The organism is Balneola vulgaris DSM 17893 (assembly GCF_000375465.1).
GTDB classification, from domain to species: Bacteria; Bacteroidota; Rhodothermia; order Balneolales; family Balneolaceae; genus Balneola; species Balneola vulgaris.
In genome coordinates, this window is record NZ_AQXH01000001.1 from 1612008 (window position 1) to 1635709 (window position 23702).

Consider the following 23702-nt stretch of genomic DNA (forward strand, 5'->3'; position numbering starts at 1 on the left):
CGTAAATTTTACACAATTTTTGACTTCGATTTGATAAAGTGGCTCTTATTTCTTCGTCCACTTACTCACAAGTATGGTTATGAAAAGGCTTCCAAAAAACGCCGGAATCAACTCGTATAAATTGTCTTTTAGAACAGGAATCAAATACCAAACTATAGTAATCACAGTTCCTGAAATTACCCCAGCAATTACGCCTTCTTTGGTTGTGCCTTTCCAATAAAGTGCCAGTATAGATGTAGGACCTAAGGCTGCTCCCAAACCTGCCCATGCAAATAGCACCAACCAATACACAAGGTCTTGGGCTATCAATCCAAAAAGGAGGGCAAATACTACCAAGCCTAAAACCACTAAACGGCTATATAACACTAAGGTTTTTTGCGGAATCTCTTCGTCTTTTTTAATGATCCTATCATACAAGTCTCGAACTACACTAGATGCCGCTACCAGTAGTTGCGAATCGGCCGTAGACATGATAGCCGCAAAAATAGAGGCGATTACTACTCCAAACAGAATTGGGTGTAAATGATTTTGAGCTAAAAATGGATATAGGTTTTCAGTATCTGCGCCAGGAAGCATTCCAACCTCAGGGAAGTAGGCTCTACCAATTAACCCAATGAGTACGGCCCCCGCTGCCATTACTATATTCCAGAATGTTCCAATTGCTGCCGCAAATCGCAGTTGCTTAGGGTCATCAATAGCCATGTACCTAGCTAAGATATGTGGATTTCCAGGAGAGCCCAGTCCTATTCCTACAAAACCGACAAAGGCTCCAAATGTAAGGGCTGTTGGATCGATTAGCGCTGCATCTTGCAATTGTAAAGCCTCCATCATGGCTGCCCAACCACCAAAATCAATGATGGCTATTGTTGGCAAGAACACCAATGCTAATATCATAAAGAATGCTTGTATGGTATCAGTTAAACTAACTGCCAAGAATCCACCTAATACGGTATACAATAGAATGATACCCGCTGAAAGTAATACCCCACTGTTTTGTGTGATCCCAAAACTTGATGAAAATGCTTTACCACCAGCCACAAACTGCGCCGACACATAACTCACCATAAATATTAAAAAGGTGATAACCAGTATAATGCGTAGCATTCCATTTTTATCGTTAAACCGAGTTGCAAAAAAATCTGGTACCGTTATACAATCATGCACTTCAGTGAATTCTCGTAATCGTTTGGCGTAAGTCAAAAACAGTACTAATTCTACCGCTGTATATCCAACAACAGCCCATAGAGCGGATGCCCCTTGCGCATATACTAAACCCGTAACTCCCAGTAACAACCAAGCACTTCTACCCGAAACCACGGCCGATAGGGCAATCACGAGTTTATTCATTTTCCGACCACCAATAAAAAACTCACTGATGCCTGAAGATGAAAATCGTGCCGAGTATAAGCCAATTCCTACCATCAATAGCAGATATCCTATAAAAGCGTATAGGGTGTATTGATCAACTGAAAGGCTAATGATTTGTGATTCGTCCATAGTATTCCCCAAAAAGTATAGATAAAAAAAGAGCCTCAACAAGGAGGCTCCAAAAGATGTAACAGCGAAATTATGGGAAGATGCCCATTTGCTCGTACATAATACCAATCTTATTGATGGCATTAATAAACGATGCTGTTCTGAGATCAGTGAGGTTATGCTCCTCTCGAATCTCTGATAGCTGATGGTAGGCTGTGATCATGGTTTCTTCAAGTCCAGAATCCACTAAGTCGTATTCTGACGCTCCATGAGCTAAGTTTTCCATTTCATTCTCTGAAAATTTCTTACCCGAAATTTTTTCAATTTCTCGAACGATGCGTGTTAAGCTTTCTTCGTCGAAACGCTTATTCATTCTACCATAACGAACGTGCTGAATGTTTTTCAACCACTCGAAGTAAGATACTACTACACCACCGGCATTTAAGTAAGCATCAGGCAGAATCAAAGCACCACGTTCTTTCAGCATTTCATGTGCATCAGCTGTAGTTGGTCCGTTGGCCGCTTCGGCAATAATCTTAGCCTTTACCTTCATGGCATTATCGCCAGTAATTTGGCTTTCAAGCGCCGCTGGAATCATGATATCACATTCCAGTTCTAAAGCATCCTTGTTCGTTGATAACTCTTTACTGTTACCAAAACCGATGATGCTTCCTGTTTCTTTTCTGAACTCAACTAGTTTCTCTAAATCTAGGCCGTTTGGATCGTAGATTGCGCCTTCCATTTCAGCAACACCTACAAGCTTTGCGCCCGCTTGGGTCATATATAATGAAGCGTGGTATCCTACATTTCCTAAACCCTGAACTACAAATGTCTTCCCGTCTACGCCTACGCTTAGTCCAAGCTTGTCCATGTCTTTCTTCACATTACAAGCTTCGCGGATACCAAAGAATACACCACGACCCGTGGCCTCGGTTCTACCCCTGATACCTCCTTGCTGAATTGGCTTTCCGGTTACACAACCTTCTGCATTTAAGTCTTCATTCATCTGACGGTAGGTATCTAAAATCCAGCCCATCTCACGAGCTCCTGTACCGTAATCTGGAGCAGGAACATCTACCCCTGCACCAATAAATCCTTTTTTGATTAACTCATACGTATAACGACGAGTAATTCGCTCAAGCTCACTTACTGAATAATCACGAGTACTGATTTTAACACCACCTTTTGCACCACCAAATGGCACATCTACAATAGCGCACTTATAAGTCATCAATGCAGCCAATGCCATAGTTTCATCTTCGTCCACTTTGTGGCTATATCGAATACCACCTTTTGTTGGTGTTTTGTGATGACTATGCTCTACGCGCCATCCCTCAATCACTTCAATGTCTCCGTTATCTCTACGGATTGGGAATGTTACGTGATAAACAGTATTACATACTTTTATCTGGTTTAAAAGCCCTTTATCAAACTTTGTATAACGGGCTGCTTTATCAAAATTCTTATTTACCTGTTCGTAAAATTTATAATGCGACATCGTGTAGATATTATGCAGTTGGTTGATAATTGGATGGTCGCAATAATCTAACTTAGAAACAAGAAAAAGGGCTTTTATCTATTATGCGAAAGTGGCAGAGCTACATGTAAATGGTCAGCCGTACCAACATGCCGAAGTGTTTTAAGACCCACTGCCTTCAAAGCATACTCTATACTTTTATTCCGAAACTCAGATCGTCCTTTTGTACGCAGGTCAATTGCATGCACAAAACCATTACTCTGTTCATAGTGCATGGATGCCCTGTTTAAAGGGATTCCCATCTTTGCATAGTCTTCTTCTGTTCGTTTGATGTCGGTAATAACCAAGCTGTTATCAGCGAGGGTTGTGGTTGCAACCGCCACTCTTAATATGGGGTGCAATGAACGATATACAACTCTTACTTCTTCACTCTTTGCATGTACCCCTGATAGATAAAAAACAGCATATAAACAGAATCCACCCACCATGATACTGGCTATACTGCCACTGATTTTGGCCACTCGTTTTTTGTGCTTGGCCCTTCGAAATAAAATAAGCTGATACACTAATAGGATAAATGACGTAAGAAGGATGCCGCCAGTAAGTGCTAACCATCCGTTATAGCCGTGCGTGATATTAAGATATACTGATGTTCGGATGAGAAGAAAAAAGGGAAGCACCAATAATAAAACCAAGCCTATGAGCTTGGTCAGCAATCCTAGAAAAGTTCTCTTTTTCTTTACTCTTTCCTTAGGGGCCGTTGGTGTTATATCAGAAGAACATTTGCCCTCGATTGCAAAGGACTCTTTATTGAGTAGCCAATCAATATCTTTTTGAGAAATTTGTTCCATGCTGCCTTACACGGAACAACAGCGAAGGGGTTACATCATTCGCTGACTGTGCCTCATCAGAAACGGCAAACTTTGTAGAATGATCACAATGATAACTGCCATTACAATGGCTTCGGTTGGATTTTGATATATAGCTCTTCCCAAGTTATTTAAATGAAAGGCGATTAAAACTCCGGAGCTAAACAGACCAAACACGAAGGCCCACTTTGTACGCAACCATAGGCCGATACTGGCAAATAAACTTATAAAGCCGCCCCCAAGCTGAGTAATATACAAGAAGATAGGAATGTCTTGATTCTCAAAATCGAATAGCTCAGAAGAGGGAACAGTTATTAGTCCCCAAGCAGCGGCTATTATCATATACAAGCCTACGGCTAAAAGAAAAAGTGTGAGGAATAAGTTGATGTTACGGTCTTTGCGGTTCATTCATTGAGGCATTCTGTGAGCAGTACTTTTGAATGCTTATACCTCAATCATCAACTTTGTTCCCGATTTTAGGTTTTCGAAAAAATAGGCTTTTGCTTACGGAATGAGTTAATGGTGAATAGAACCAATGTTGTAGTAATTGCCGCATAATAACCGGCACCTACTAAGTTAAATGATTTCACAATCACACCACCTACTAAGGCCGAAATCGCACCAATAATAATACTAGGAATCATACGAACGCCATGGTCGCCAGAAAACATATAGCTCAACCATCCAATAATGCTACCAAGTGTTAAAAGTCCAAAAAAAATCATAATCAGCCTGCTTGTTTGTTTCTTATTTACACTCATTTCAACATATTGGCCATCAAATAGTTCCTATTTTCCTATTTATGGAGCCTATAGCAAATACTAATCAAAACGATAAAACATGAAATTCTCATCCATATTAGCACTTTTAATAATGTTCACGATCGGGGGGTGCTCATCAAATAATGAAGTGGATTCGGAGCTTATCTCTAAAGCTCGCGAGATTCACGACCGGGTTATCACACTAGATACACATGCCGACATTAACGTGGCAAACTTCACAGAAGAGAAAAACTATACTTCTGATATTAATACCCAAGTTAACCTTCCTAAGATGGAAAAAGGTGGCTTAGACGTAGCTTTCTTTATTGTATACACAGGCCAAGGCGATTTAACGGATGAAGGCTTTGATGCCGCTTATGCAAATGCTACTTCAAAATTTGATGCCATTCACCGTTTAGTTAAGGATTTTGCACCCGACCGCATTGGCTTAGCTACTACTTCTGATGAAGTTCGTGCTCTTGTTGCTGAAGGGAAAAAAGTAGCCATGATTGGTGTTGAAAACGCTTACCCATTAGGGATGGAAATTGAACGAGTAAAAGAGTTTTACGACAAAGGCGCTCGTTATATGTCGCTTTCTCACAATGGCCATAGCCAATTAAGTGACTCGAATACAGGAGAAAGAGATGATGTTTGGTTACACGATGGAGTTAGCGACTTTGGAAAGGAAGTAATTAAAGAGATGAATAAGTGGGGAATCATGATTGACCTTTCTCACCCATCTAAGAAAGCTAACCTTCAAACCATGGAGCTTTCAAAAGCACCTGTAATTGCTTCACATTCTTCTGCACGTGCTATGAACGACGTAAGTAGAAACCTTGATGATGAAGAATTATTAGCTCTGAAAGAAAATGGTGGCGTTGTACAGACTGTTGCTTTTAGAAGCTATGTAGATTCTGAAAAGCATAGCGCTAACCGCGAAGCGGCTTCAAAAATTGAAGCTGAAGTAGCAAAGGAAATGGGCTTTGAGCTTGTAAGTAGAGATTCTATTCGTGCCATGAGCACCGATACTCGTGATGCTTACTTTGCTAAACTCAGCGAAATGCGTGAAAAAGCAGCTCCTCGAATTGAGAAAGAAGTAAAAGAAATTGCACCACCAGTAGATGTTGCTGACTTTGTAGACCACATCGACTATATGGTAAAACTGATCGGATTGGATCACGTTGGAATCAGCTCTGATTTCGATGGCGGTGGCGGTGTTGACGGATGGATGGACGCTTCTGAAACCTTCAACGTAACCCTCGAGCTTGTGAAGCGTGGCTACACTGAAGAAGAAATTGAGAAACTTTGGAGTGGCAACTTACTTCGTGTTCTTGATGAAGTACAGAAAGTAGCTCAAGAGATTCAAGCAGAAGGATAATTCCTCTCAAATTTTTATCTCCAATTTTAAAGCCTCCAACCGGAGGCTTTTTTTATGCCCATTATTCTCGCTTAACAATGTTTTTGATTTCAGTTATATGTATAATTAATGTATGAAACCAACGACCATATACCGCAAAATAATCCATATTGATATGGATGCTTTTTTTGCCTCTGTAGAACAGAGAGACCAACCAGCATTGCGTGGCAAACCCGTTATAGTAGGTGGTAGCCCTAATGGTCGAGGGGTGGTATCAACGGCTAGCTATGAAGCACGTAAATTTGGAGTACATTCTGCCATGCCATGTGCCCAAGCGGCACGACTTTGTCCTCATGGTATTTTTGTGAAAGGACGCTTCGAAGCATACAAGGAAGCCTCCCGGCAGATACGAGAGATTTTTCATGACTATACGGATTTAGTGGAACCCTTGTCATTGGATGAGGCCTACCTTGATGTAACCGAGAACCACAAGGGCATGAAATCGGCTACCCTAATTGCTAAAGAAATTCTAGAACGCATTTATTCAACTACCCAACTTACCGCATCAGCCGGAGTGAGTTATTGTAAATTCATTGCAAAAGTAGCCTCTGATATCAACAAACCGAATGGACTTACTCTCATTACTCCTGAAGAGGCTCAGACATTTTTGGAGGAATTAGATATCAAAAAATTCTACGGTGTTGGGAAAGCAACACAGAAAAAAATGCATTCACTAGGTATCAAAACAGGAGCGGATTTAAAGAAGTGGACGGAACTAGATCTGATTAAAGCTTTTGGTAAATCGGGCCGTCATTATTATCACATTGTTCGCGGAATCGATAACCGTGAAGTGAAAGCGCATCGTACCCGAAAGTCGTATGGCAAAGAGCGAACCTTCTCAGATGACAAAGAAGACTTAAACTGGATTGCTTCTTTTTTGGATGAATTATCTGAATCCATATCAGAAGGGATGAAAAAAATTCAAGCCGCAGGCAAGACTATCACGCTTAAAGTGCGCTACAAAAACTTCGACACCATCACCCGCAGCCAATCGCTTCCTAACTATACCAATCGAACAGAGGATATAGCAGAAGTTGTACGTCAGCTTTTAGAGCAAACGGATGTTGGAACTCGTAAAGTTCGGCTTCTGGGAATCTCTGTTTCGAATTTAAATTTATCCGAAGAACACTACTATCAACAACTTGAGTTAGAATTCAACAAAAGCCTTTCCTCTTCCCCTGCCCTTTAGGGTAAAATTATTTCAATAAAACTCTACTCTCTTAAAACTATATTCTGATTCATGTCGTCTTAGCCTACGAGAACAAATTTCGGGACAAGAATTGCAAAACGATAATATGGAAGATGCGCGGTTAGTTGAGGATTTCTTAGGTGGTAATCACCAAGCGTTTAACGTACTCGTAAGTAGGTGGCAAGGTAAAATCCATCACTTTGCGTACCGTTACTTTGCTTGCTCTGATGATGCCGCAGAGATCACTCAAAAAACTTTCATCAAGGCATATCAAAAGCTCGATACTTTGGATGATGCCCAAAAATTTAGCTCTTGGCTATACCGTATTGCAAACAATTTGTGCCTCGATGAACTCAAGAGAGTGGGACGTAAAAGAGCAACCTCGTATGAGGCACTAAAAGTAGCACCCCAATCAGAAACGACAACCTCAGCCGATTCTGAAGTTCTACGCAACGAAGGTTTGGTATTGCTACACAAAGCATTATTGCAGCTACCAAACGAACAACGAGTAGTTGTAATCATGAAAGAATATGAAGGACTTACGTTCCCAGAAATTGCAGAAGTCTTAGACGAACCAATTAACACCGTGAAATCAAGAATGTATTATGGGTTGAAGGCCCTCAAAAAAACCTTCGACGCATGGAATATCAATAAAGAGGTTTTTACTTATGATGACTAAAGAAGAAGCTCGATTACTCTTAATGGATTACCTCTATGGTGAGTTAGATACCGAGAAAGAAAAAGAATTAATGCTCTTTGTGGAGCAACACGATGACCTAAAACAAGAATTTGCGGAGCTTTCTGATACACAGTCGTTCTTGCATCACCTACCTGTGCAGGACCCAGACGAGCAGCTCGTAATCATGGAACCCAATAACGATGAAAAGCCGAGTATCTGGGAGCAATTTATAGCCCTGATATCACCACAAAGTGGCTTTGCTCGATTTAGTTATGGCATGGCTACCCTTGCATTGGTCTTTATCATTACAGGAGCAATCACTGGCCTAAACATTACATATAACGATTCTGGAATGCAGATCGGATTTGGTGAAGTGGCTCCAGCGCAGCAAACTTTTACGGCTGAACAAGTGCAAATGATTGTTCAGCAAGTACAAAGAGATAATGTAGCCTTGGTTAAACAGATAGTGGCAGATGCCCAAGAACAACAGAATATGCAACTAGAAGCAACCTTTGCCAGCTTTGCCGACTATTTAGAGTCACAGCGAACTACCGACTTGAAACTCATTAGTTCTGGACTCGCAGATCTCGAAGAAACTACATACGATCGTATCAAACAAAACGAACAGGTATTAGGCGAAATAATACAAACTGTAAGCTTAAGAAATAAATAAGGACACTCCCATGAAATCATTCAGAACCACCCTATTCGCCCTATTTATGGTGCTTTTGATGTCTCCTACTACCTGGAGCCAACAAATTGACGCCAACCGAATGAACCGTGATATCAAGATCATGGAAAATATACTCGGTGAAATGTTTAAAACTCATATGAGTAGCAACCGCAGCTCAAATACTGCTGTATTCTACTCTGAATTCTCGTCCGGATCGAGTAAAGCTAAAGGAACATACTTGCCGGGCTATGGCCTCATCTTCAACATTCAAAACAACACTAGTTTCTTAGTACGAAGCCAAGGGGAAGAATCTACATACTCCTTCTACTATGGAAGTAATGGAAGTGAAGAAAATACCAAGGTGAGCGAGGAAGCCGTAGTTGAAAGAATGAAAGAGTTCTTGAAAGACTACGCCTCAACCATTGGCCAGCTAAAAGATGACGAACATGTGATGCTAATTTATGGCTCAGGTAAGAATAACCGTTTACGCGAACTGGTATATATAACATCAGATGGTAAGCCATCTACCAAACCAAAAGAAAAAACACTTCCTGTTATTTCGGCTTCTGCTACCAAAAAAGACTTAGAAGCATACCGTGCTGGAAAACTTAATAGCAACGCATTCAATAGTCGCATAAAAATTGCAGCTGCTCAAGATAGAGAGTACATGGACTTAAAAGTTATGAGCAACATCTTTGAGACGGCTCTGCGCGAGCAAGACGAGGAAAGCTTCCGCTTAACAGGTGGTGCCAGCTATATGATGCTCGACAACTTTGGGGCTATTTTCAACCTTGAAACGATGTATCGTTCTTCACGAAACACTTTCTTCCCTGCACGCACTTACAGCCTATCTGGTGGGCAAGTATCGGTTTCATTAAATGAAGAGAAAAGTGATGAAGTAGAAGATATGGAAGCCAAAATTGAAGAGGCATTCGAAGCACTAAAAATGAATTTAAAAGAGTACCTCGTTGACTATGGCCGAACGGTGAACTCCGTTAAAAGCGATCAGTACATCTTAGCAACCGTCACTATACGAGGGCGCTACAATGACATTCCAGAACGTATGGATGTTCAAGTGAAGAAGTCGGTATTAGAACAAGTAGACAAAGGACAGCTGAGCAGAGATGCCGCTATCAAGCAAGTTATTATAACTGAATACTAGAATAGAGCAGATCATATCGAGCCGCATACGTTGAATCGTGTGCGGCTTTTTTATGCTGGCCATTTAAAGGAAGCTGATACCTTAAGTGCTCGATCGAGTCTTTCTTCATATTCTTCAGCATCTATCTCTATACAACCAAACTGCGCTAAGTGATCGGTGTAGAATTGTGTATCCCAAAGTACAAACCCATTCGCTTTCAATATTTGATGGCAATAATACAACGCCACCTTATCCATCTCTTTTGCACGCTGAAACATGCTCTCACCAAAAAATGCCCCTTGTAGCGACACTCCATATAAACCGCCTGCTAATTCCCCATCTTTATATATCTCTACAGAATGAGCGTGCCCTGCCTGATGAAGCACATCGTATGAATTGATGATGAGGTCATTTATCCACGTCGAGTTTCGATCTGCACACGCTTTCACTACTGCTCTGAATTGGTTATTCACTTTCACCTCAAAGTGATGTTGGCGTATAAGTCTTCGTAAATTTTTGGATGCATGAAAACCCTCAATGGGAATGATCCCCCGCTGTGAAGCTGAATACCAATCCACACTCTTATCCTCTTTCGAGTCTGCCATTGGGAAAATCCCTTGAGAGTAGGCTTGAAGTAATATTTCTGGGGAAATGATTTTCATACATGAACAAAATAAAAAAAGCAGCTGGATTCTTCACCCAACTGCTTTTTATTACATCGAAATAGGTATTAGAAATCGCAATACATCATTGGTGCTGAACCAATTGGAGAACCCGGAGGTGTTGATTGTACACGCGGCACACTAAACTCTTCTGGGTTACTTAGATAATGCTTAATCAACAAAGACGACTGCTTAGCCATCACGTTATTTGGTTGTTTCTTGAACATCTCATTCAGCTCCATCAGCTTATTGTACACAATCGCTTTTGTAAGCGGGTTTGATTGTCCTGATGCATGTAATCGAATCATGTTTGTTACTACTAGGTGATTCACAACTTGTTGAATTGAACCTAGGTATCCATTTTTCGCCTTAGCATTCCATGTAGCATTCACTAATGCATCGATGGTTTCTTCTAAACTTAAATTGTTATCTCGAGCACCATACTCAACTAAGCGATTCGCTCTTTGAGGATGTAGTATCAAACTGATAGGCAAATTGGCTGCCATTTCAGCAATACCTAAGGCATCCATACTTGGCCCCGTATTTCCACTAAACAGTTCGCGAGAACCAGAAACACCCGCTGGGCGTGGAGGTATGAGATCTAATAAGTTCTCAGGCACGGCTAATACTTCAGGATCGATAGCTTTTAGCATTTCTTGAAGTGCAGCACGTTGAGTTTTAGCATCAACAATTTGTTGATCTGGCTGATTGTCGCCACGTAGTTTGTAGTAGTAGTCTAAGCCACCAATTAATTTTACAGTACCCTCTAGCTGATAACGGTGAAATAGGTAAATCGGAACTAGCACATCTTCTAATTCAGACATCGACATGCCCGGCCTGATATTCGCCTTTCCAAAGTTATCGAGTGCAATCTCACGCACCTTAAGAATATGAGATAGTTGGCTTACAGGGTCTTTACCATACTCCCATAAATGAGCATATGGATGAGCGCCGCCTTGTGGACGAGCATCACTATCCGAGATATACTTTAAGCCACGCTCATGAGCATTCTCAAGAATTTCATTCAGCGCCTCAGCCTCGTTTGTGCCCTCTGGGAAATCTTGGTATCCGAAAGCAATGGTCACCTTATCCCACTCACCGATGCCGTCATCATAAGCATCCGATAAGTCTAATTTCCCATTTTTGATATCAACTTTTGGATGTGGGTAATCCATAACTGAAGCGCGGTCGTTTACACTTGAAGCAAAATTGTGGAAGATTCCCAATGTGTGACCAATTTCATGTGCAGAAAGCTGACGAATACGAGCTAATGCCATTTCCATCATTTGAGGATCGTCTTCATTACCTTCCTCGAATGGTGCAAGCAATCCTTGAGCAATCATATAATCTTGACGAACACGTAACGAGCCAAGCAGAACATTTCCTTTGATGATTTCACCCGTTCTTGGATCGGTTACTGAACCACCGTACGACCAACCTCTTGTTGAGCGATGCACCCAGTTAATTACGTTATACCGAATATCTAGTGGATGTGCATCATCTGGTAATACCTTTACTTGGAATGCATCTTTGTAACCAGCGGCCTCAAAGGCTTGATTCCACCATCTCCCCCCTTCTAATAACGCACTTCTCACAGGTTCAGGTGTACCATTATCTAAGTAATACACAATAGGCTCAACCGCTTCACTTACTTTCGCACTTGGGTTTTTCTTCTGAAGGCGGTGACGATTGATAAATCGTTTAACCATCGGCTCATCAATAGGCGTTGCATAATCAGCGTATGAAGTAGCATAGAAACCACCGCGTGGATCAAATACACGAGGCTCATAGTTATCATCCGGTAATTCAATAAATGAATGATGCGTTCTTATCGTAATGGCCGTTGGATCGGGTACTACAGAACGTACATATCTTCCAGGGTTACTTCCAGCAAAGGTAAGCATCACTTCAAACTCAGAGTTCTTAGGGAAGTTAAACGTGCCTTCGGCATAAAGAGCTGAACGGTTCTTGTCTAGGTTAAATGAACCTTCACCCATTCCCCGTAAACGCCCAGATACATTGTGGGAGTCGCGTACTAAAAACGGAGTTAAGTCGATTAGATATGAGCCATTTTCTTGTGCTTCGATCTTGAATGCGTGAATCACACTTGAAGCAAATGCTTCTTTTACGGACTTCTTTTCTAGCTCGTTATCTGATTTTGCTATATAGTCTAAGTTTGGCTGAATCAATAATAACTTAGGGCCGCGCTTTTCGAAGTACACTACTCGTTCGCCACCTTGTTGGCTACGGTCTAGCCCGATATCGTTTGAGCCTACACCAGCTGCTAAATAATTAGCATATAAGAATTCTTGGTTAAGCTCATCTACTTTCAACCAAAGTTTATCGTTCTCTTGGTCGTAGTAGTAGTCGAAGAAACCATTAGTGGCCTTCAACCCATTTGTTTTTTCCTTAATAGTAGGTGTTTGTGCCACGGCTTCAAGCGATACAAAAGCCAATAGCATCAATAGTAACAGTTTTTTCATCGTAGGTATCTAGTTTGAATTATTCCCGAGCCACAAAGTAATAGCTTTTGATGGGGTTTAAAAACAAAGAGGTAAGCTTTTACAGATTTGAATTTCCTATAACGCTCACTAGCGAATCGCCTACCTACAACTTTTACAGCTATTTGTGGAAACCATATACCCAAAACAAAACGAGCCCTGATGTAATCAGAGCTCGTTAAAATTGTTACTTCAAAACCTTTTAGAGGATCTCCTTGCTTTCCATGCGGCTGAAGTAATCTCGTGCAGCAGCCATTACTTTAGGCGATAGAAGAATAGCCACCGTCATTGTTGGGATAGCCATTAGAGCAAACATCCCGTCCGTAAAGTTTAATACCGCTTGAATGGTAGCAACCGATCCGAAAATGATGGCCCCAGCATAGAAGAAGTTAAAATATTTCTGCTTATCAGCACCAATTAGGAAACCAAGACATTTCGTACTGTAGTATGAATAAGTAAAGAGAGAACTGAATCCGAAGATCAATACACAGAAAATAAGGAGGTATACACCCATTGGGCCAATCGCAGCTTCAAATGCGGAAGCTGTTAGGGTAATTCCATTTTCGTCTCCAGATTGCCAAACACCCGTTACAAGAATAGCTAAGGCTGTCATTGTACATACCACTAGCGTATCGATGAATGGGCCCATCATAGCAACCAATCCTTCACGTACCGGCTCTTTTGTTTTGGCCGCACCATGTGCCAGTGTTGCTGTACCAATACCAGCTTCGTTGCTAAAGGCCGCACGTTTGGTTCCATGTACTATCAACGCTCCTAAAGCACCACCCATAGTAGATTGTGCTGTAAATGCATCCGTAAAAATGAGCGCAAATGTACTACCCAATACTTCAATGTTCATTCCAATGATGACCAACACACAAGCTACATAAATCACAACCATAGCTGGCACCATTTTAGAAGCAACCTTACCAATGCGTTTGATACCTCCAAATATTACTAAGGATACAATAGCTAGAATTACAATTCCGCTTATTAAATCACTGGTAAAATGGTTCGCTGGATCTGTAAAACCATTCGGAACTAATACAAAATCTCTTACAATTTGTGTGACTTGATTTGCTTGGAAAATAGGTAGCGGGCCAAATAAACCTGCAATTGCAAACAGGGCCGCTAAGGGCTTCCACTTCTTGCCTAATCCTTCCATAATCATGTACATGGTACCACCCTGAATATTCCCTTCAGAATCTTTTCCGCGATACATGATACTTAGCGTACATGTGAAGAACTTGGTTGCCATTCCTACAATAGCACTTACCCACATCCAGAATACAGCGCCTGGTCCACCAATAGCTATTGCCACAGCAACACCACTAATGTTTCCTAGCCCAACGGTAGCGGCTAGTGCACTTGCCAGAGCTTCAAAATGGCTGATATCTCCAGGATCGTTGGGGTCATCGTATTTACCCCTTAAAATATTGATGGAGTGAAAGAAATATCGATATGGGATGAAGCGTGAATACAGAAGGAAGTATAATCCCCCGCCAACTAACAGTATTACGAGTGGGGTGCCCCACATGAATGATGAAAAGGCCGCTAAAATTTTATCTATGGTTTCCAGAGTTCTACCGTTTTGTTATTAAAGTGATTGAAGTACCGAAAATAACTCAGAATATTCAAGAATGGTATGTAAACATTTTGAAACTAAGATATTTGAATTATTTCGTTATTCTCTGATTCAGATTCCCATAACTATTCCACGAAGTTGCAAAACTCTTACACCTTTATTGTAAACGCTAATTCCAATAGTGGGCGGGCTGCCACTACCATCAAGCGTGCCACTCTTTTGATACGGAATCGTTTCCCAGATGCTAGTATTTTGTTTACTAGCGAACCAACCAAGCTTACACAATGGGCTGCTGAAGCAGCAACACATTCGAATATCGTTGTTGCTTGCGGTGGTGATGGAACCATGCAAAGTGTGGCTCGGGGACTATTGAACACTTCCGCAATTATGGGGGTAATCCCTATTGGAAGCGGAAACGACTTTGCCAAAGCTATGGGACTTCCAACCCATCAAAACATCGCCTATTATTTAGACATGCTGCTTCAGCACCGAATGCGCCAAGTAGATGTGCCTACCGTAAATGGAGAAGCTTTTATAAATACCTTGGGTATAGGCTTTGATGGACTTACCAATTTGTACGCCTCTCAGTTTTCCTTTCTTAAAGGTGCACTCAAATACACTATTGCTGGGTTGAAAGCATTTCTAACTGCTAAAACCTTTAGCCTGCATTCATGGGTTGGTGAAGAAGAAACCTTTCAAGATGTGTGGCTAGTAGCTATTGCCAACGGAAGTGTTGAAGGGGGGCGTTACATCATCTCTCCTCAATCCTCTAACCATGATGGGAAATTAGAGCTGATCGTCGTTCCTTCCTTCAATCGACTTAAACTAGGATGGGCGTTTATTCAGCTCAGTTTAGGTAAACCTCTTACTTCCCCCTACCGACAGTTAAGTGAAGTACAACAAGTTCGTATCGCCACATCCACGGCACAGCCTATTCATCTAGACGGTGAGAATGGGCCTTATACTAAAGACTTTGAGATTTCTATAAGCCCAACTAAGCTAAAGGTAATTGGGGCTTAACCGATTCCGAAGAACTTCGCGATACCGTTGATGATGAACTGAACGCCAATAGCGAGTGCTATAAAACCCATTAATCGAGTAATCACAGTCATACCTGTTTTACCGATGAGCTTATTCAAGCGAGGGGCAACACTTAAAATACCCCAAGCTACCAGAGCTGTTAAAAATACGGCGACCCCATTTACGATGTAATCGAAGAGTCCCGCTGCTTGTGAACCGAAACCAATCACAACGGCGATACTTCCAGGCCCAGATAATAGAGGCATAGCTAGCGGACTGAAACTTACGTCTTCTTTGTCCATCGCTGCTTCTTGATCTTCTTTAGTAAGCTTACGTCCCGATTTTTCTGGGTTCATCATCGAGAAGCCCGCACGCATAATGATGATACCCCCTGCAATTCTTATACCTGATAGTGAAATCCCAAAAAAGCTAAGGATATAAGTACCTACAATTAAGAAGGTAATGAGCACACAAAACATATAAATAGATGCTTTTCGAGCAGTTCGTGCTGTTTCTTCCTCATCACTCCCATCGGTAAGGGATAAGAAAATCGGCATAGCGGTGAGGGGGTTCACCACCGAAAATAAGGAAGTAAAAGAGGCTACGAGCAAAGCTCCCGCTCCCATTACTTGGGTTGAAAAAGGAATTATATCTTTAAAAAATTCTTCCATAAGTGTTGAAGATACAGACTATTTCATGAATATTTTAGCTATTAATGTCACCTTTTATCAAAGCTTAACTTTATTATCATCCAATATCTTTTATTTTAGATTTCGAATCACAATAACGGTTATGGATAACACAGAATCAATTACTTTAAAGGATACACTTTTACCTCGGGTAGAAGCCATTGTTTCCCGCGATGTAACACAAAGCGAAAAGCTTTTCGCTATCTGTGAGCTGTTAGCCGATGAAGTAGAGCATTTCGACTGGGTGGGTTTTTATATAGCCGACAAAGAAGTTCCGAACCAATTGGTTCTTGGACCTTTTGTAGGGCCCCCAACCAACCATACTACCATTCCATATGGAAAAGGTATTTGTGGACAAGTAGCGCTAAGCCATTCCACCTATGTATCTCAGGATGTACACGCTGAAGAAAACTACTTATCGTGTAGCCCAAGTGTTCAGTCCGAGATTGTGGTGCCTATTTTAAAAAACGGGAACTTCGTAGCCCAAATTGATATAGATTCTAATATTAAGCATTCCATCAGCGATGCGAAGAAAGAATTACTAGAAGAAATCTGTACCTTACTTTCAAACGAATTTTAACCTAATACTTATTATGAGCTCTTACGCATTAACTGACGAAACTTCTATTGACACCCTGATTTTTTGGATTGAAAGCACCGACGGAAGTATCTCGTATGAAGAACAAGAAACGGTGAAGCGTATTTTAGATAACATGAAATACGACATGAACACATACCACAAAACTTTGTCTCAGATTAGTGCTATGGCTACTGATGATTTAAAGGTGATGGTGAAGGAAGCTATTGATCACATCAAAGGTTCGTTTTCGGATGATGGTAAGAAATTGACCTACAACTTACTTGAAGCTATTGCCGCTTGTGATGGTGGTATTTCAGATGCTGAAAAGGAAAAGCTCGACAGAATTAAAAGTGAATTCGGCATGTAAAGCATCCATTCATTTCTCGTTTAGATATACAAAAAAAGGTGGAAGCATGAGCTTACCACCTTTTTTTATATCGAAGAATTAACAAAGCTGTTTATTTAATCCGTTCTAGTTGACTAGCAAATAATGCATATCCACCATCCCAAGCCATTTGCTCCTCATTTACAACTATTTCAACTGGCATCCCTACCCTGTGATCAAATTCAGCACGAACGGAATTACCTCGTTCTTTCGCTTCAACGATTTCTTCAAATAATTCATCTATCGTAGGGTATCTCGAGGCAATTTCTGCTTCCAAACCATCATTCGGATTAATATCTACCAACTTTTCGTTGGTGCCAGGTTTATATACGGCCACTACTTTATTATTCTCAACATAAATTTCAGCTCCTGTATTATTACAGAAACAATAAGTGTTTAAGATATAAGAATACGAATCAGCCCCAAAGGCTTCCCATTGGGCCTTTGCTTCATCAAATGATAACGATTTGTTGCCGTCTACGGTGTTACAGCTTAGTAAAACAATCCCTAATAGATAAATGTATTTAAACTTCATTGTTGTAGTGCTCTATATGTTGCTAATTGATTTCTACAAAATTACTTACCCTAATTATAACCCCAGCATCCATAGCTAATTTATCTTCATCAATAGCGATTTCGATTGGCATACCAGTACTAGGGTTAAACTCGGCGCGAACATCGTTTTTACGATTAAGAGCTAACTCTATTTCTTTGAACAGAGAATCGATGGTAGGGTAAGAATAGTATTCTAGATCAAGAGCATAAACGGGTTCGCCTTCAGGGCCATCTACCATTTTTCTTTCGGAAGTATTTGGCTCATAGATTGCCACGATGCTGCCATTTTCCACTACTAATTCTGCCGGCCATAAGTTGGCGCAAAAACAGGATACATTCAGTACATAGGAATAAGAATTTAAGCCCGAAGCTTCCCACTTTTCTTTGGCTTCCAAATATTTTAACGGCTCGTCGGCTTCAAAAATGGAGCAACTAAGAGTCACGCAAAGTGCTATAAAAGCATATTTAAACTTCATAAACCTCAAATTTTTGTTTAAATAAAGCTTTTATTTTAAAGCACTTCAACTCGCATGAAGATGTTAGACATCACTTCGCCAATGTCAGATCCGAGATATGTAGATTCACACTGTGGTTCACTCTTAGGCCAAAGATTCCATCGGGTTGTACTTTACTTCTTGGCATGGTTGTTAGCGCCGTTCCGTTTAACATGAAGGTTACTTCGTCTTCTTTCACCTCAATCACGAAATCATTTTGTGCCGTTGACTCTGTTTCTTCTGTGAACATCGTCATAGCATCCGTTTTGGTCCAACCTTGTAGCAGTTTTGTTTCGCTGCCCACTCGTTCTTTAATGAGGTACTCGCCCGTATTTCGTAGTAAGAAATAAATGTATCGTTGGTTATCCCCATCTAAATCACTTCCACCAATAAATACACCAAATCCTTCTCTATTTCTACCTTTGGTATCAAAGAGGTATGTAGTGGCTTGTAGTGTGAAATCGCCTTCCACTGTACTTGCAGGATGGTAGAAGATACCAGCTGGGCCTGTAGTTAGGTGCCAACCGGGTGTCATGTTTACAAAAAAGATATCCGCTGATTCTGCATCATCACCAATCACCACTTCTGAGTTGGGGCGATCTAAACGAACTTTCCATCCTTCGGGCACTTTTAGGTTTTCACCCTGTGGTACTTGTGGGTCTGGCATGCCTTGAGCGGCTAGGCTTCCAGTAGTAATCAAAAATAAGCTTAAAAATAGGAGTAGGTGTTTCATGGTATCAAACATTTGAGTTCAGGACTACTTCAAATGTATTAAAGACACACCACAAATTCTGATTTAATCGAGATTACAGCCAGTCTACGATATCGTCTTTGCCTTCTACTTTCACATACTCGTTGAATATCTCATGCAAGGTAGAGTTCTCTTTGAGACTTTTTCTACTCACGGCATCTAAGTAAGCAATAATTCTTCCATGATGTAGAATGGCGATATCATCACATAAATTCTCTACCACTTCTAGAATATGACTGGTGATGATCATAGTAACCCCTTTCGCTTTTAGCTTGCGAATAATGGTCTTCATTCGGTCAATAGAAATTACATCAACCGCCTCAAAGGGCTCATCTAACATCAACACTTCAGGCTGTGTAAGAACAGCCGTTACGAATGCTAGTTTTTTTCTTGAACCGGATGAAAGCTTATGGATTTTGATTTTGGCGTAATCCTTAATCTCGAAGAAGTCCATTAATGAGTAGGCTTTTTCGATTAAGCCCTCTTTGTCTACTTCATAGATGTCACAAACGTATTCAATGAATTCTATACTCGTAAACTGCTCAAATAGTAATGGCGGCTGAAGTACCGAAGCTATGTTATTTTTTATCTCTGCTTCGTTCTCATCTGTGAACTGCTTGTTGTTGAAGTAAATGTATCCTTCATCAAATGAAAGCAACCCCGTTAGTACTCCAATTAGTGTGCTTTTGCCTGCACCATTCGGACCGATTAAACCAAATACGGATCCTTTTGGAATACTAAGGTCTAGCTCTTTAAGTACGATGTTGTCATCGTAACTTTTAATTAGACCTTTTATTGAAATTGCTTCCTGTTCACTCATGATGAGCCTTTCTTTTTATTTAAGTAGTACTTGGTTGCATACCCGATAGTAAACAAGCCATATAACAATAGCACAATTTGGAGATTCGTCATGTTAAACATGGTTGTGCCTTCCTTGTCTGCTCTGATAAATTCAAGAGCCCAGCGCAATAGTGCATATCCGCCTGTATGTATAAAGAAAATAAGTGGCGACTTCTTATCATTTGGCCAGATTTTCTTGAACACCCATAACACCAACAGAATGAGTACTACGTCACCAAACATCTCATAAAGCTGAGTTGGATGTAGAGCCGCGCTCATGGTTGAACTTTGGTCTACTAAACCTGCTTCATACGACGACTGCCAAGCAGGGCTAGATAATCTGTATTCTGTTTCAAATGCAGGTACCGTTGTTGCATAACGTGGAAACTCCACTCCTAAAAACGACGAAGTGTGTGTTCCATACGCATCCCCATTTAAGAAACAACCTACACGCCCTACTGCTTGGCCTAGTAACACCCCTGGCGATAATAATGAGAAGTACTCCCAGTAATTCATGTTATTACGCTTTACGTAAAAGTAGCCCCCAAGCATACCACCAACCAGACCCCCTGTAATGGAATTGCCTGCACCTGTTGGACTGAAAAGGATGGCTGGATTTTCGAAAAACACATCCGATTGCCAGAATACATAATGCGATACACGAGCTCCAATCAAGGCACCTACAATCGACCAAACAACGAGGCCTTCGAATTTCTCTGTTTTACCACCATAAGTTTTTACTCGTTTGTGAGACCACCAAACTCCAAGTAATATTGAAATGAGGAAGTAGATCCCTTCGTAGAAATATATTTGAGTAAAACCCAGATCTAAATGAATCGGAAGCATGAAAAAAATTAATTATTAATTACTCGGTCCAAAGTCGAACCAAAATCTGTTTTTTGAATAGGTTTACAAGAAAGCCCACGTGGCGCCAGATGTACACACCGATCACCACAATTACCACACTCATGATGGTAATTCTATACCATTCCAAACCGTTTAAGGGTACAAAGATAAAGTACCCCATGGTGAAAATGGCAAAAGAAATCACAAAAGTTACTTTCTGCGGAATAATAGGGTGCTTATAGCTGAACGAAGAATAGGTTGCTTTCTGATATTGATAATAGGAACTCCATATAAAGAGCACCATAAAGCATAAAAAGAAGAAAGTATTGGCCACAAACAGTTTAAACACTCCTACTATTTGTGGAATCACAAGTAGTTCGAAAATGGTAATTGCATAAAATACCAACAGGGGCAAAATGATGACCCCTAAAAACCGCTCTTTCAATTGCTGTTCCAGTTTTATTGGAAACTGAAGATGGAGTAATAGCTCCCGATTTTCATATCCGTACATATTGGCCATTCCCATGGCTAAAAGTGCAACAGGAATTCCCGCCAAGATGGTTGGAATAAGAATGGTTTGTGCCGCTTCATATTTCACTTGAAGTAAGAGAGGTACGTATACAATCGGAATTACCGTAAGTGTAAGTAGCTGCAGCTTATTGTATGGGTGAATCATCACATAGTAATAATACTTTCCTGCATTCTTGCCCATAACTCTTCGTAAGAAACTCCACAGCTTACTTGTGCGCTGCTCCGACTTTCTGATTGTCGGGTTCACAAGACCTTGTCGCGTTTTGTGATAGTGATCAACTAGAATAAGCCCAATTAATATGCACAGGAATAAAAAGATGGTAAGTGCACGCATCCATCCCAATTCCATGTTTACCGATTGAATAAGCATACCCCCTGGCAACCAAGATAGAAATGCATTGAGGGTTTCCACTCTTGGGATAATCTCTTTAAAAATCTGAGTAGAGTTGTCTGCAAATAACGACACCGCTTGAAACAAGCCGAATATGAAGAATAGAAATCCTACCACTACGGCTATAAAGCGCCGCTCCACAACTTTAATGAACCGATGTTTGATGGAGTAAATCAAAACATAGTTAAATACAATACCAGCCAAGCCCAACAGTACTTGGTAAAAATGGGTTACTTGAATCATCAAAAAGACAATCCAGGTAAAATTATAGATGATGTTTACAGGATGACAGAAACCGATCACCATTAAATAGCGAGATAGCCTTCGAACTGGGAACCCAAAACCTAAGAGCTTCCTGTTCTCCATGATATTTAACAATCGAAGATTGGTAAAAGAGAAGTGCATCACCCAATAGGAGTTGGCAAATACTAACAATAAGAAGGTATATATCTCGGGAGTAAGCCAAGGTATCTGCATCCGCATCCACGGATCGGTATCCAATAAAATAACGACAATAGCGGTCCCTACTAAGTTCACCGTCATAATGCCCAAGAACATGATGTAACCGATGAAAAGCAGTAATTGAAATTTATTCAGATTGGAGACAAAGATTTTCCAATTGAGGGATAGTAGCCTTATAAACATTTATGATATTGGATTTCTTTGTGTTCGAACCATAAGCTAAAAGTAGAAATTGAAACCTATCAGAACACTATAATATTGTTCTCTCATGTTCTCAACTAATTTTAACAGATAAGTATCATTATTCAGAGGCAGCTCTTCAACCTCCGAATTAAAAGTTTTTGTAAACAAAGATGAGTATCGCCCCTCAATTGTTACAATAACGGGCTTGGTCTTAATTTCTACCCCACCGGCCATTACGTACCCAAATTTGACCTTTTCATTATATTTTGAAGTACTTCCACCGAAGCGAGCATCACCTAACAGGGGGGCTGATCCCGTTGTGTTACTTTTAATCAACACATCGGATGAGAGCGAAAAGTCGACCTGAGGCCCAATCATAAAATTTGGATTCAGCGTTTTTCCTGAGAACAGATCTATGCGCGGAAGCACAGACCAACCAACGTTTCGAATGGAATAAATGACATCCGTTGCTGTAGTAATACGGTTATCAACCTCCCTTAAATCAAAGGCTGTCCTTAGTTCTTTGTAGTCCAGCTCTGTTTGAATAGATAAAGCCGATTCTGCCACACGTTTATTGTAGAAAAACCCTGTTTGATAACTCACNGATCCTTTCCACTGAATGGTATTATCTCCTAAGGTAGTTTCTTGCTGAGTGAAGTCGGAAATCGCAATTCCGCTTTTCATTCCAAACCTATTACTCTGGCTTTGAGCATTCATCGAATAAAGCCCGAAACCAATAACAAATAGCAGAGAAAATTTTAAACGCATAAAATAGATTTCATAAAAAAAGGCAGCTCCTTAAAAAAGAGCTGCCTTAGTATAGTTAAATCTTGTTTAGAAGGCGATACCTACTGTTAGTGCAATTGCACCGTTTTTAGCCGAATCATTAAAATCATCTTCTGCTAAATTAGTAAGTCCTGCCGTATATCTAAGACCTAAACGCAATTTGCTAACATCTACACCTGCACCAACAATTACACCATAAGCAGTGTCTTTGGTGTTGTCTTCTAGGTTCAATGCACCTGTATCGTTTTCGATTTTAGAATCTACATTAAAGTTTACATACGGTCCGAAATATACATTTGGGCGTGCACCTGGAGTAGCAAAACCGAACTTCAATAACACGGGCACTTGAATGTAATTTACTTTGAACTCAGCGTCAGAATCTTCGGCTTTAGCCCCGTACTGAGCATATAATATTTCTGGCTGAACAGACATAGGGCTCATTGGGATATCAAACTTCGCATATCCACCAATTAAAAAACCTGATTTGTATTCTACATTCTCGGTGTCGTTAAAAGTAGCATAGTTTAAGCCTCCTTTTACACCAAACTCTGGTAGTACTTGAGCTTTTGTGTTGGTCGACATTCCTAATGTCGTAACCAAGGCTAGCAATAGTATTCCAAATTGTAAGTGACGTCTCATAATTTCCTCTTTTTTTGGTTGTTACTTGCTCACATAAACAGTAAACAGCGTAATTGGTTCCAAATTAAGGAGATATCAAACGAGGAGATGTTGCGGATTTGAACTTAAATGATACTTTAT

At 40.6% G+C, this 23702-nt stretch carries 25 protein-coding genes; 8 read left to right on the top strand and 17 right to left on the bottom strand.

Annotation, left to right across the window (positions count from 1 at the left end; translation table 11 throughout):
• Nucleotides 1-45: 45 nt before the first annotated feature.
• From B155_RS13105 to B155_RS0106955, 5 genes are all read right to left on the bottom strand, one after another.
• Entirely contained in the window at nucleotides 46-1497 is a 1452-nt protein-coding gene (locus B155_RS13105; protein ID WP_018127531.1) for a sodium/proline symporter, read from the bottom strand.
• A 70-nt stretch (nucleotides 1498-1567) separates the two neighbouring features.
• A complete protein-coding gene (locus B155_RS0106940) occupies nucleotides 1568-2974 on the bottom strand; it encodes a Glu/Leu/Phe/Val family dehydrogenase (RefSeq protein WP_018127532.1) in 1407 nt (468 codons plus the stop codon).
• Between the two features lie 74 nt (nucleotides 2975-3048).
• Entirely contained in the window at nucleotides 3049-3804 is a 756-nt protein-coding gene (locus B155_RS0106945) for a hypothetical protein (protein ID WP_018127533.1), read from the bottom strand.
• Nucleotides 3805-3834: 30 nt separating this feature from the next.
• Nucleotides 3835-4230 (bottom strand): DUF6163 family protein, encoded by a 396-nt coding sequence (locus B155_RS0106950; protein WP_018127534.1) that lies wholly within the window; start codon nucleotides 4228-4230, stop codon nucleotides 3835-3837.
• Between the two features lie 68 nt (nucleotides 4231-4298).
• Nucleotides 4299-4547 carry a hypothetical protein gene (locus tag B155_RS0106955; RefSeq protein WP_157464752.1) on the bottom strand — a complete coding sequence of 83 codons (249 nt, stop codon included), beginning with the start codon at nucleotides 4545-4547 and terminating at the stop codon, nucleotides 4299-4301.
• A gap of 115 nt (nucleotides 4548-4662) precedes the next feature.
• On the opposite strand from B155_RS0106955, the gene B155_RS0106960 reads away from it, so the two are divergent.
• The 5 genes from B155_RS0106960 (at nucleotide 4663) to B155_RS0106980 (ending at nucleotide 9703) form a co-directional block, all read left to right on the top strand.
• Nucleotides 4663-5961 (top strand): dipeptidase, encoded by a 1299-nt coding sequence (locus B155_RS0106960; RefSeq protein ID WP_026167245.1) that lies wholly within the window; start codon nucleotides 4663-4665, stop codon nucleotides 5959-5961.
• A gap of 112 nt (nucleotides 5962-6073) precedes the next feature.
• Nucleotides 6074-7189: a DNA polymerase IV gene (dinB, locus tag B155_RS0106965; protein WP_018127537.1), complete on the top strand. Its 1116-nt coding sequence runs from the start codon at nucleotides 6074-6076 to the stop codon at nucleotides 7187-7189.
• 91 nt (nucleotides 7190-7280) lie between these two features.
• On the top strand, nucleotides 7281-7868 hold the full coding sequence (locus B155_RS0106970; RefSeq protein WP_240386257.1) for an RNA polymerase sigma factor: 588 nt from the start codon (nucleotides 7281-7283) through the stop codon (nucleotides 7866-7868).
• Nucleotides 7858-8541, top strand: coding sequence for an anti-sigma factor family protein (locus tag B155_RS0106975; protein WP_157464753.1), 684 nt, complete (start codon nucleotides 7858-7860; stop codon nucleotides 8539-8541). The genes B155_RS0106970 and B155_RS0106975 overlap by 11 nt, the downstream gene beginning before the upstream one ends.
• Before the next feature lie 10 nt (nucleotides 8542-8551).
• Entirely contained in the window at nucleotides 8552-9703 is a 1152-nt protein-coding gene (locus B155_RS0106980; protein ID WP_157464754.1) for a hypothetical protein, read from the top strand.
• Nucleotides 9704-9753: 50 nt separating this feature from the next.
• Here the strand turns inward: B155_RS0106980 and aat are convergent, their stop codons facing one another.
• The 3 genes from aat to B155_RS0106995 form a co-directional block, all read right to left on the bottom strand.
• On the bottom strand, nucleotides 9754-10344 hold the full coding sequence (gene aat / locus B155_RS0106985; RefSeq protein ID WP_018127541.1) for a leucyl/phenylalanyl-tRNA--protein transferase: 591 nt from the start codon (nucleotides 10342-10344) through the stop codon (nucleotides 9754-9756).
• A gap of 68 nt (nucleotides 10345-10412) precedes the next feature.
• Complete coding sequence (locus B155_RS0106990; protein ID WP_018127542.1) at nucleotides 10413-12827, bottom strand: zinc-dependent metalloprotease; 2415 nt, start codon at nucleotides 12825-12827, stop codon at nucleotides 10413-10415.
• A gap of 220 nt (nucleotides 12828-13047) precedes the next feature.
• Nucleotides 13048-14382, bottom strand: a complete 1335-nt coding sequence (locus B155_RS0106995; protein ID WP_018127543.1) for an alanine/glycine:cation symporter family protein — start codon at nucleotides 14380-14382, stop codon at nucleotides 13048-13050.
• Between the two features lie 186 nt (nucleotides 14383-14568).
• Here B155_RS0106995 and B155_RS0107000 point away from each other — a divergent pair, with 186 nt between their 5' ends.
• Nucleotides 14569-15450 (top strand): diacylglycerol/lipid kinase family protein, encoded by an 882-nt coding sequence (locus tag B155_RS0107000; protein ID WP_018127544.1) that lies wholly within the window; start codon nucleotides 14569-14571, stop codon nucleotides 15448-15450.
• Here the strand turns inward: B155_RS0107000 and B155_RS0107005 are convergent.
• The gene (locus B155_RS0107005) at nucleotides 15447-16121 is read right to left on the bottom strand and encodes a MarC family NAAT transporter (protein WP_018127545.1); all 675 of its coding nucleotides are present in this window, start codon (nucleotides 16119-16121) and stop codon (nucleotides 15447-15449) included. The two genes, B155_RS0107000 and B155_RS0107005, sit on opposite strands and share 4 nt — an antisense overlap.
• Nucleotides 16122-16242: 121 nt before the next feature.
• Between B155_RS0107005 and B155_RS0107010 the strand changes: the two genes are divergently transcribed.
• Nucleotides 16243-16719 (top strand): GAF domain-containing protein, encoded by a 477-nt coding sequence (locus B155_RS0107010; RefSeq protein ID WP_018127546.1) that lies wholly within the window; start codon nucleotides 16243-16245, stop codon nucleotides 16717-16719.
• A 13-nt stretch (nucleotides 16720-16732) separates the two neighbouring features.
• Nucleotides 16733-17086, top strand: coding sequence for a TerB family tellurite resistance protein (locus B155_RS0107015; RefSeq protein WP_018127547.1), 354 nt, complete (start codon nucleotides 16733-16735; stop codon nucleotides 17084-17086).
• Nucleotides 17087-17177: 91 nt separating this feature from the next.
• On the opposite strand, the gene B155_RS0107020 is transcribed toward B155_RS0107015, so the two are convergent.
• The 8 genes from B155_RS0107020 to B155_RS0107055 all read right to left on the bottom strand — a co-directional run bounded on the left by B155_RS0107020 (nucleotide 17178) and on the right by B155_RS0107055 (nucleotide 23582).
• Nucleotides 17178-17639 (bottom strand): DUF6174 domain-containing protein, encoded by a 462-nt coding sequence (locus tag B155_RS0107020; protein WP_018127548.1) that lies wholly within the window; start codon nucleotides 17637-17639, stop codon nucleotides 17178-17180.
• 22 nt (nucleotides 17640-17661) lie between these two features.
• Nucleotides 17662-18135, bottom strand: coding sequence for a DUF6174 domain-containing protein (locus tag B155_RS0107025; RefSeq protein ID WP_018127549.1), 474 nt, complete (start codon nucleotides 18133-18135; stop codon nucleotides 17662-17664).
• A gap of 70 nt (nucleotides 18136-18205) precedes the next feature.
• On the bottom strand, nucleotides 18206-18886 hold the full coding sequence (locus tag B155_RS0107030; protein ID WP_157464755.1) for a hypothetical protein: 681 nt from the start codon (nucleotides 18884-18886) through the stop codon (nucleotides 18206-18208).
• A 73-nt stretch (nucleotides 18887-18959) separates the two neighbouring features.
• Nucleotides 18960-19724: an ABC transporter ATP-binding protein gene (locus B155_RS0107035; protein WP_018127551.1), complete on the bottom strand. Its 765-nt coding sequence runs from the start codon at nucleotides 19722-19724 to the stop codon at nucleotides 18960-18962.
• Nucleotides 19721-20590: a prolipoprotein diacylglyceryl transferase gene (lgt, locus tag B155_RS13580; RefSeq protein WP_018127552.1), complete on the bottom strand. Its 870-nt coding sequence runs from the start codon at nucleotides 20588-20590 to the stop codon at nucleotides 19721-19723. The genes B155_RS0107035 and lgt overlap by 4 nt, the downstream gene beginning before the upstream one ends.
• Nucleotides 20591-20609: 19 nt before the next feature.
• Complete coding sequence (locus B155_RS0107045) at nucleotides 20610-22070, bottom strand: hypothetical protein (protein ID WP_240386258.1); 1461 nt, start codon at nucleotides 22068-22070, stop codon at nucleotides 20610-20612.
• Between the two features lie 123 nt (nucleotides 22071-22193).
• The gene (locus B155_RS14080) at nucleotides 22194-22925 is read right to left on the bottom strand and encodes an outer membrane beta-barrel protein (RefSeq protein ID WP_018127554.1); all 732 of its coding nucleotides are present in this window, start codon (nucleotides 22923-22925) and stop codon (nucleotides 22194-22196) included.
• A gap of 66 nt (nucleotides 22926-22991) precedes the next feature.
• Nucleotides 22992-23582 carry a porin family protein gene (locus tag B155_RS0107055; protein ID WP_071594798.1) on the bottom strand — a complete coding sequence of 197 codons (591 nt, stop codon included), beginning with the start codon at nucleotides 23580-23582 and terminating at the stop codon, nucleotides 22992-22994.
• Nucleotides 23583-23702: the final 120 nt, after the last annotated feature.

Bases quoted from the DNA above. Each gene is read 5' to 3' on its own strand.
- B155_RS0106990 (WP_018127542.1), bottom strand. From the start codon at position 12,827: ATGAAAAAACTGTTACTATTGATGCTATTGGCTTTTGTATCGCTTGAA.
- B155_RS0107035 (WP_018127551.1), bottom strand. From the start codon at position 19,724: ATGAGTGAACAGGAAGCAATTTCAATAAAAGGTCTAATTAAAAGTTAC.
- B155_RS0106995 (WP_018127543.1), bottom strand. From the start codon at position 14,382: ATGTGGGGCACCCCACTCGTAATACTGTTAGTTGGCGGGGGATTATAC.
- B155_RS0106955 (WP_157464752.1), bottom strand. From the start codon at position 4,547: ATGATTTTTTTTGGACTTTTAACACTTGGTAGCATTATTGGATGGTTG.
- B155_RS0106975 (WP_157464753.1), top strand. From the start codon at position 7,858: ATGATGACTAAAGAAGAAGCTCGATTACTCTTAATGGATTACCTCTAT.
- B155_RS0107045 (WP_240386258.1), bottom strand. From the start codon at position 22,070: ATGTTCTTGGGCATTATGACGGTGAACTTAGTAGGGACCGCTATTGTC.
- aat (WP_018127541.1), bottom strand. From the start codon at position 10,344: ATGAAAATCATTTCCCCAGAAATATTACTTCAAGCCTACTCTCAAGGG.
- lgt (WP_018127552.1), bottom strand. From the start codon at position 20,590: ATGCTTCCGATTCATTTAGATCTGGGTTTTACTCAAATATATTTCTAC.
- B155_RS0106960 (WP_026167245.1), top strand. From the start codon at position 4,663: ATGAAATTCTCATCCATATTAGCACTTTTAATAATGTTCACGATCGGG.
- B155_RS13105 (WP_018127531.1), bottom strand. From the start codon at position 1,497: ATGGACGAATCACAAATCATTAGCCTTTCAGTTGATCAATACACCCTA.
- B155_RS0107055 (WP_071594798.1), bottom strand. From the start codon at position 23,582: ATGAGACGTCACTTACAATTTGGAATACTATTGCTAGCCTTGGTTACG.
- B155_RS0107010 (WP_018127546.1), top strand. From the start codon at position 16,243: ATGGATAACACAGAATCAATTACTTTAAAGGATACACTTTTACCTCGG.
- B155_RS0106950 (WP_018127534.1), bottom strand. From the start codon at position 4,230: ATGAACCGCAAAGACCGTAACATCAACTTATTCCTCACACTTTTTCTT.
- B155_RS0106980 (WP_157464754.1), top strand. From the start codon at position 8,552: ATGAAATCATTCAGAACCACCCTATTCGCCCTATTTATGGTGCTTTTG.
- B155_RS0107020 (WP_018127548.1), bottom strand. From the start codon at position 17,639: ATGAAGTTTAAATACATTTATCTATTAGGGATTGTTTTACTAAGCTGT.
- dinB (WP_018127537.1), top strand. From the start codon at position 6,074: ATGAAACCAACGACCATATACCGCAAAATAATCCATATTGATATGGAT.
- B155_RS0106940 (WP_018127532.1), bottom strand. From the start codon at position 2,974: ATGTCGCATTATAAATTTTACGAACAGGTAAATAAGAATTTTGATAAA.
- B155_RS0107030 (WP_157464755.1), bottom strand. From the start codon at position 18,886: ATGAAACACCTACTCCTATTTTTAAGCTTATTTTTGATTACTACTGGA.
- B155_RS0107005 (WP_018127545.1), bottom strand. From the start codon at position 16,121: ATGGAAGAATTTTTTAAAGATATAATTCCTTTTTCAACCCAAGTAATG.
- B155_RS0107015 (WP_018127547.1), top strand. From the start codon at position 16,733: ATGAGCTCTTACGCATTAACTGACGAAACTTCTATTGACACCCTGATT.
- B155_RS0107025 (WP_018127549.1), bottom strand. From the start codon at position 18,135: ATGAAGTTTAAATATGCTTTTATAGCACTTTGCGTGACTCTTAGTTGC.
- B155_RS0106945 (WP_018127533.1), bottom strand. From the start codon at position 3,804: ATGGAACAAATTTCTCAAAAAGATATTGATTGGCTACTCAATAAAGAG.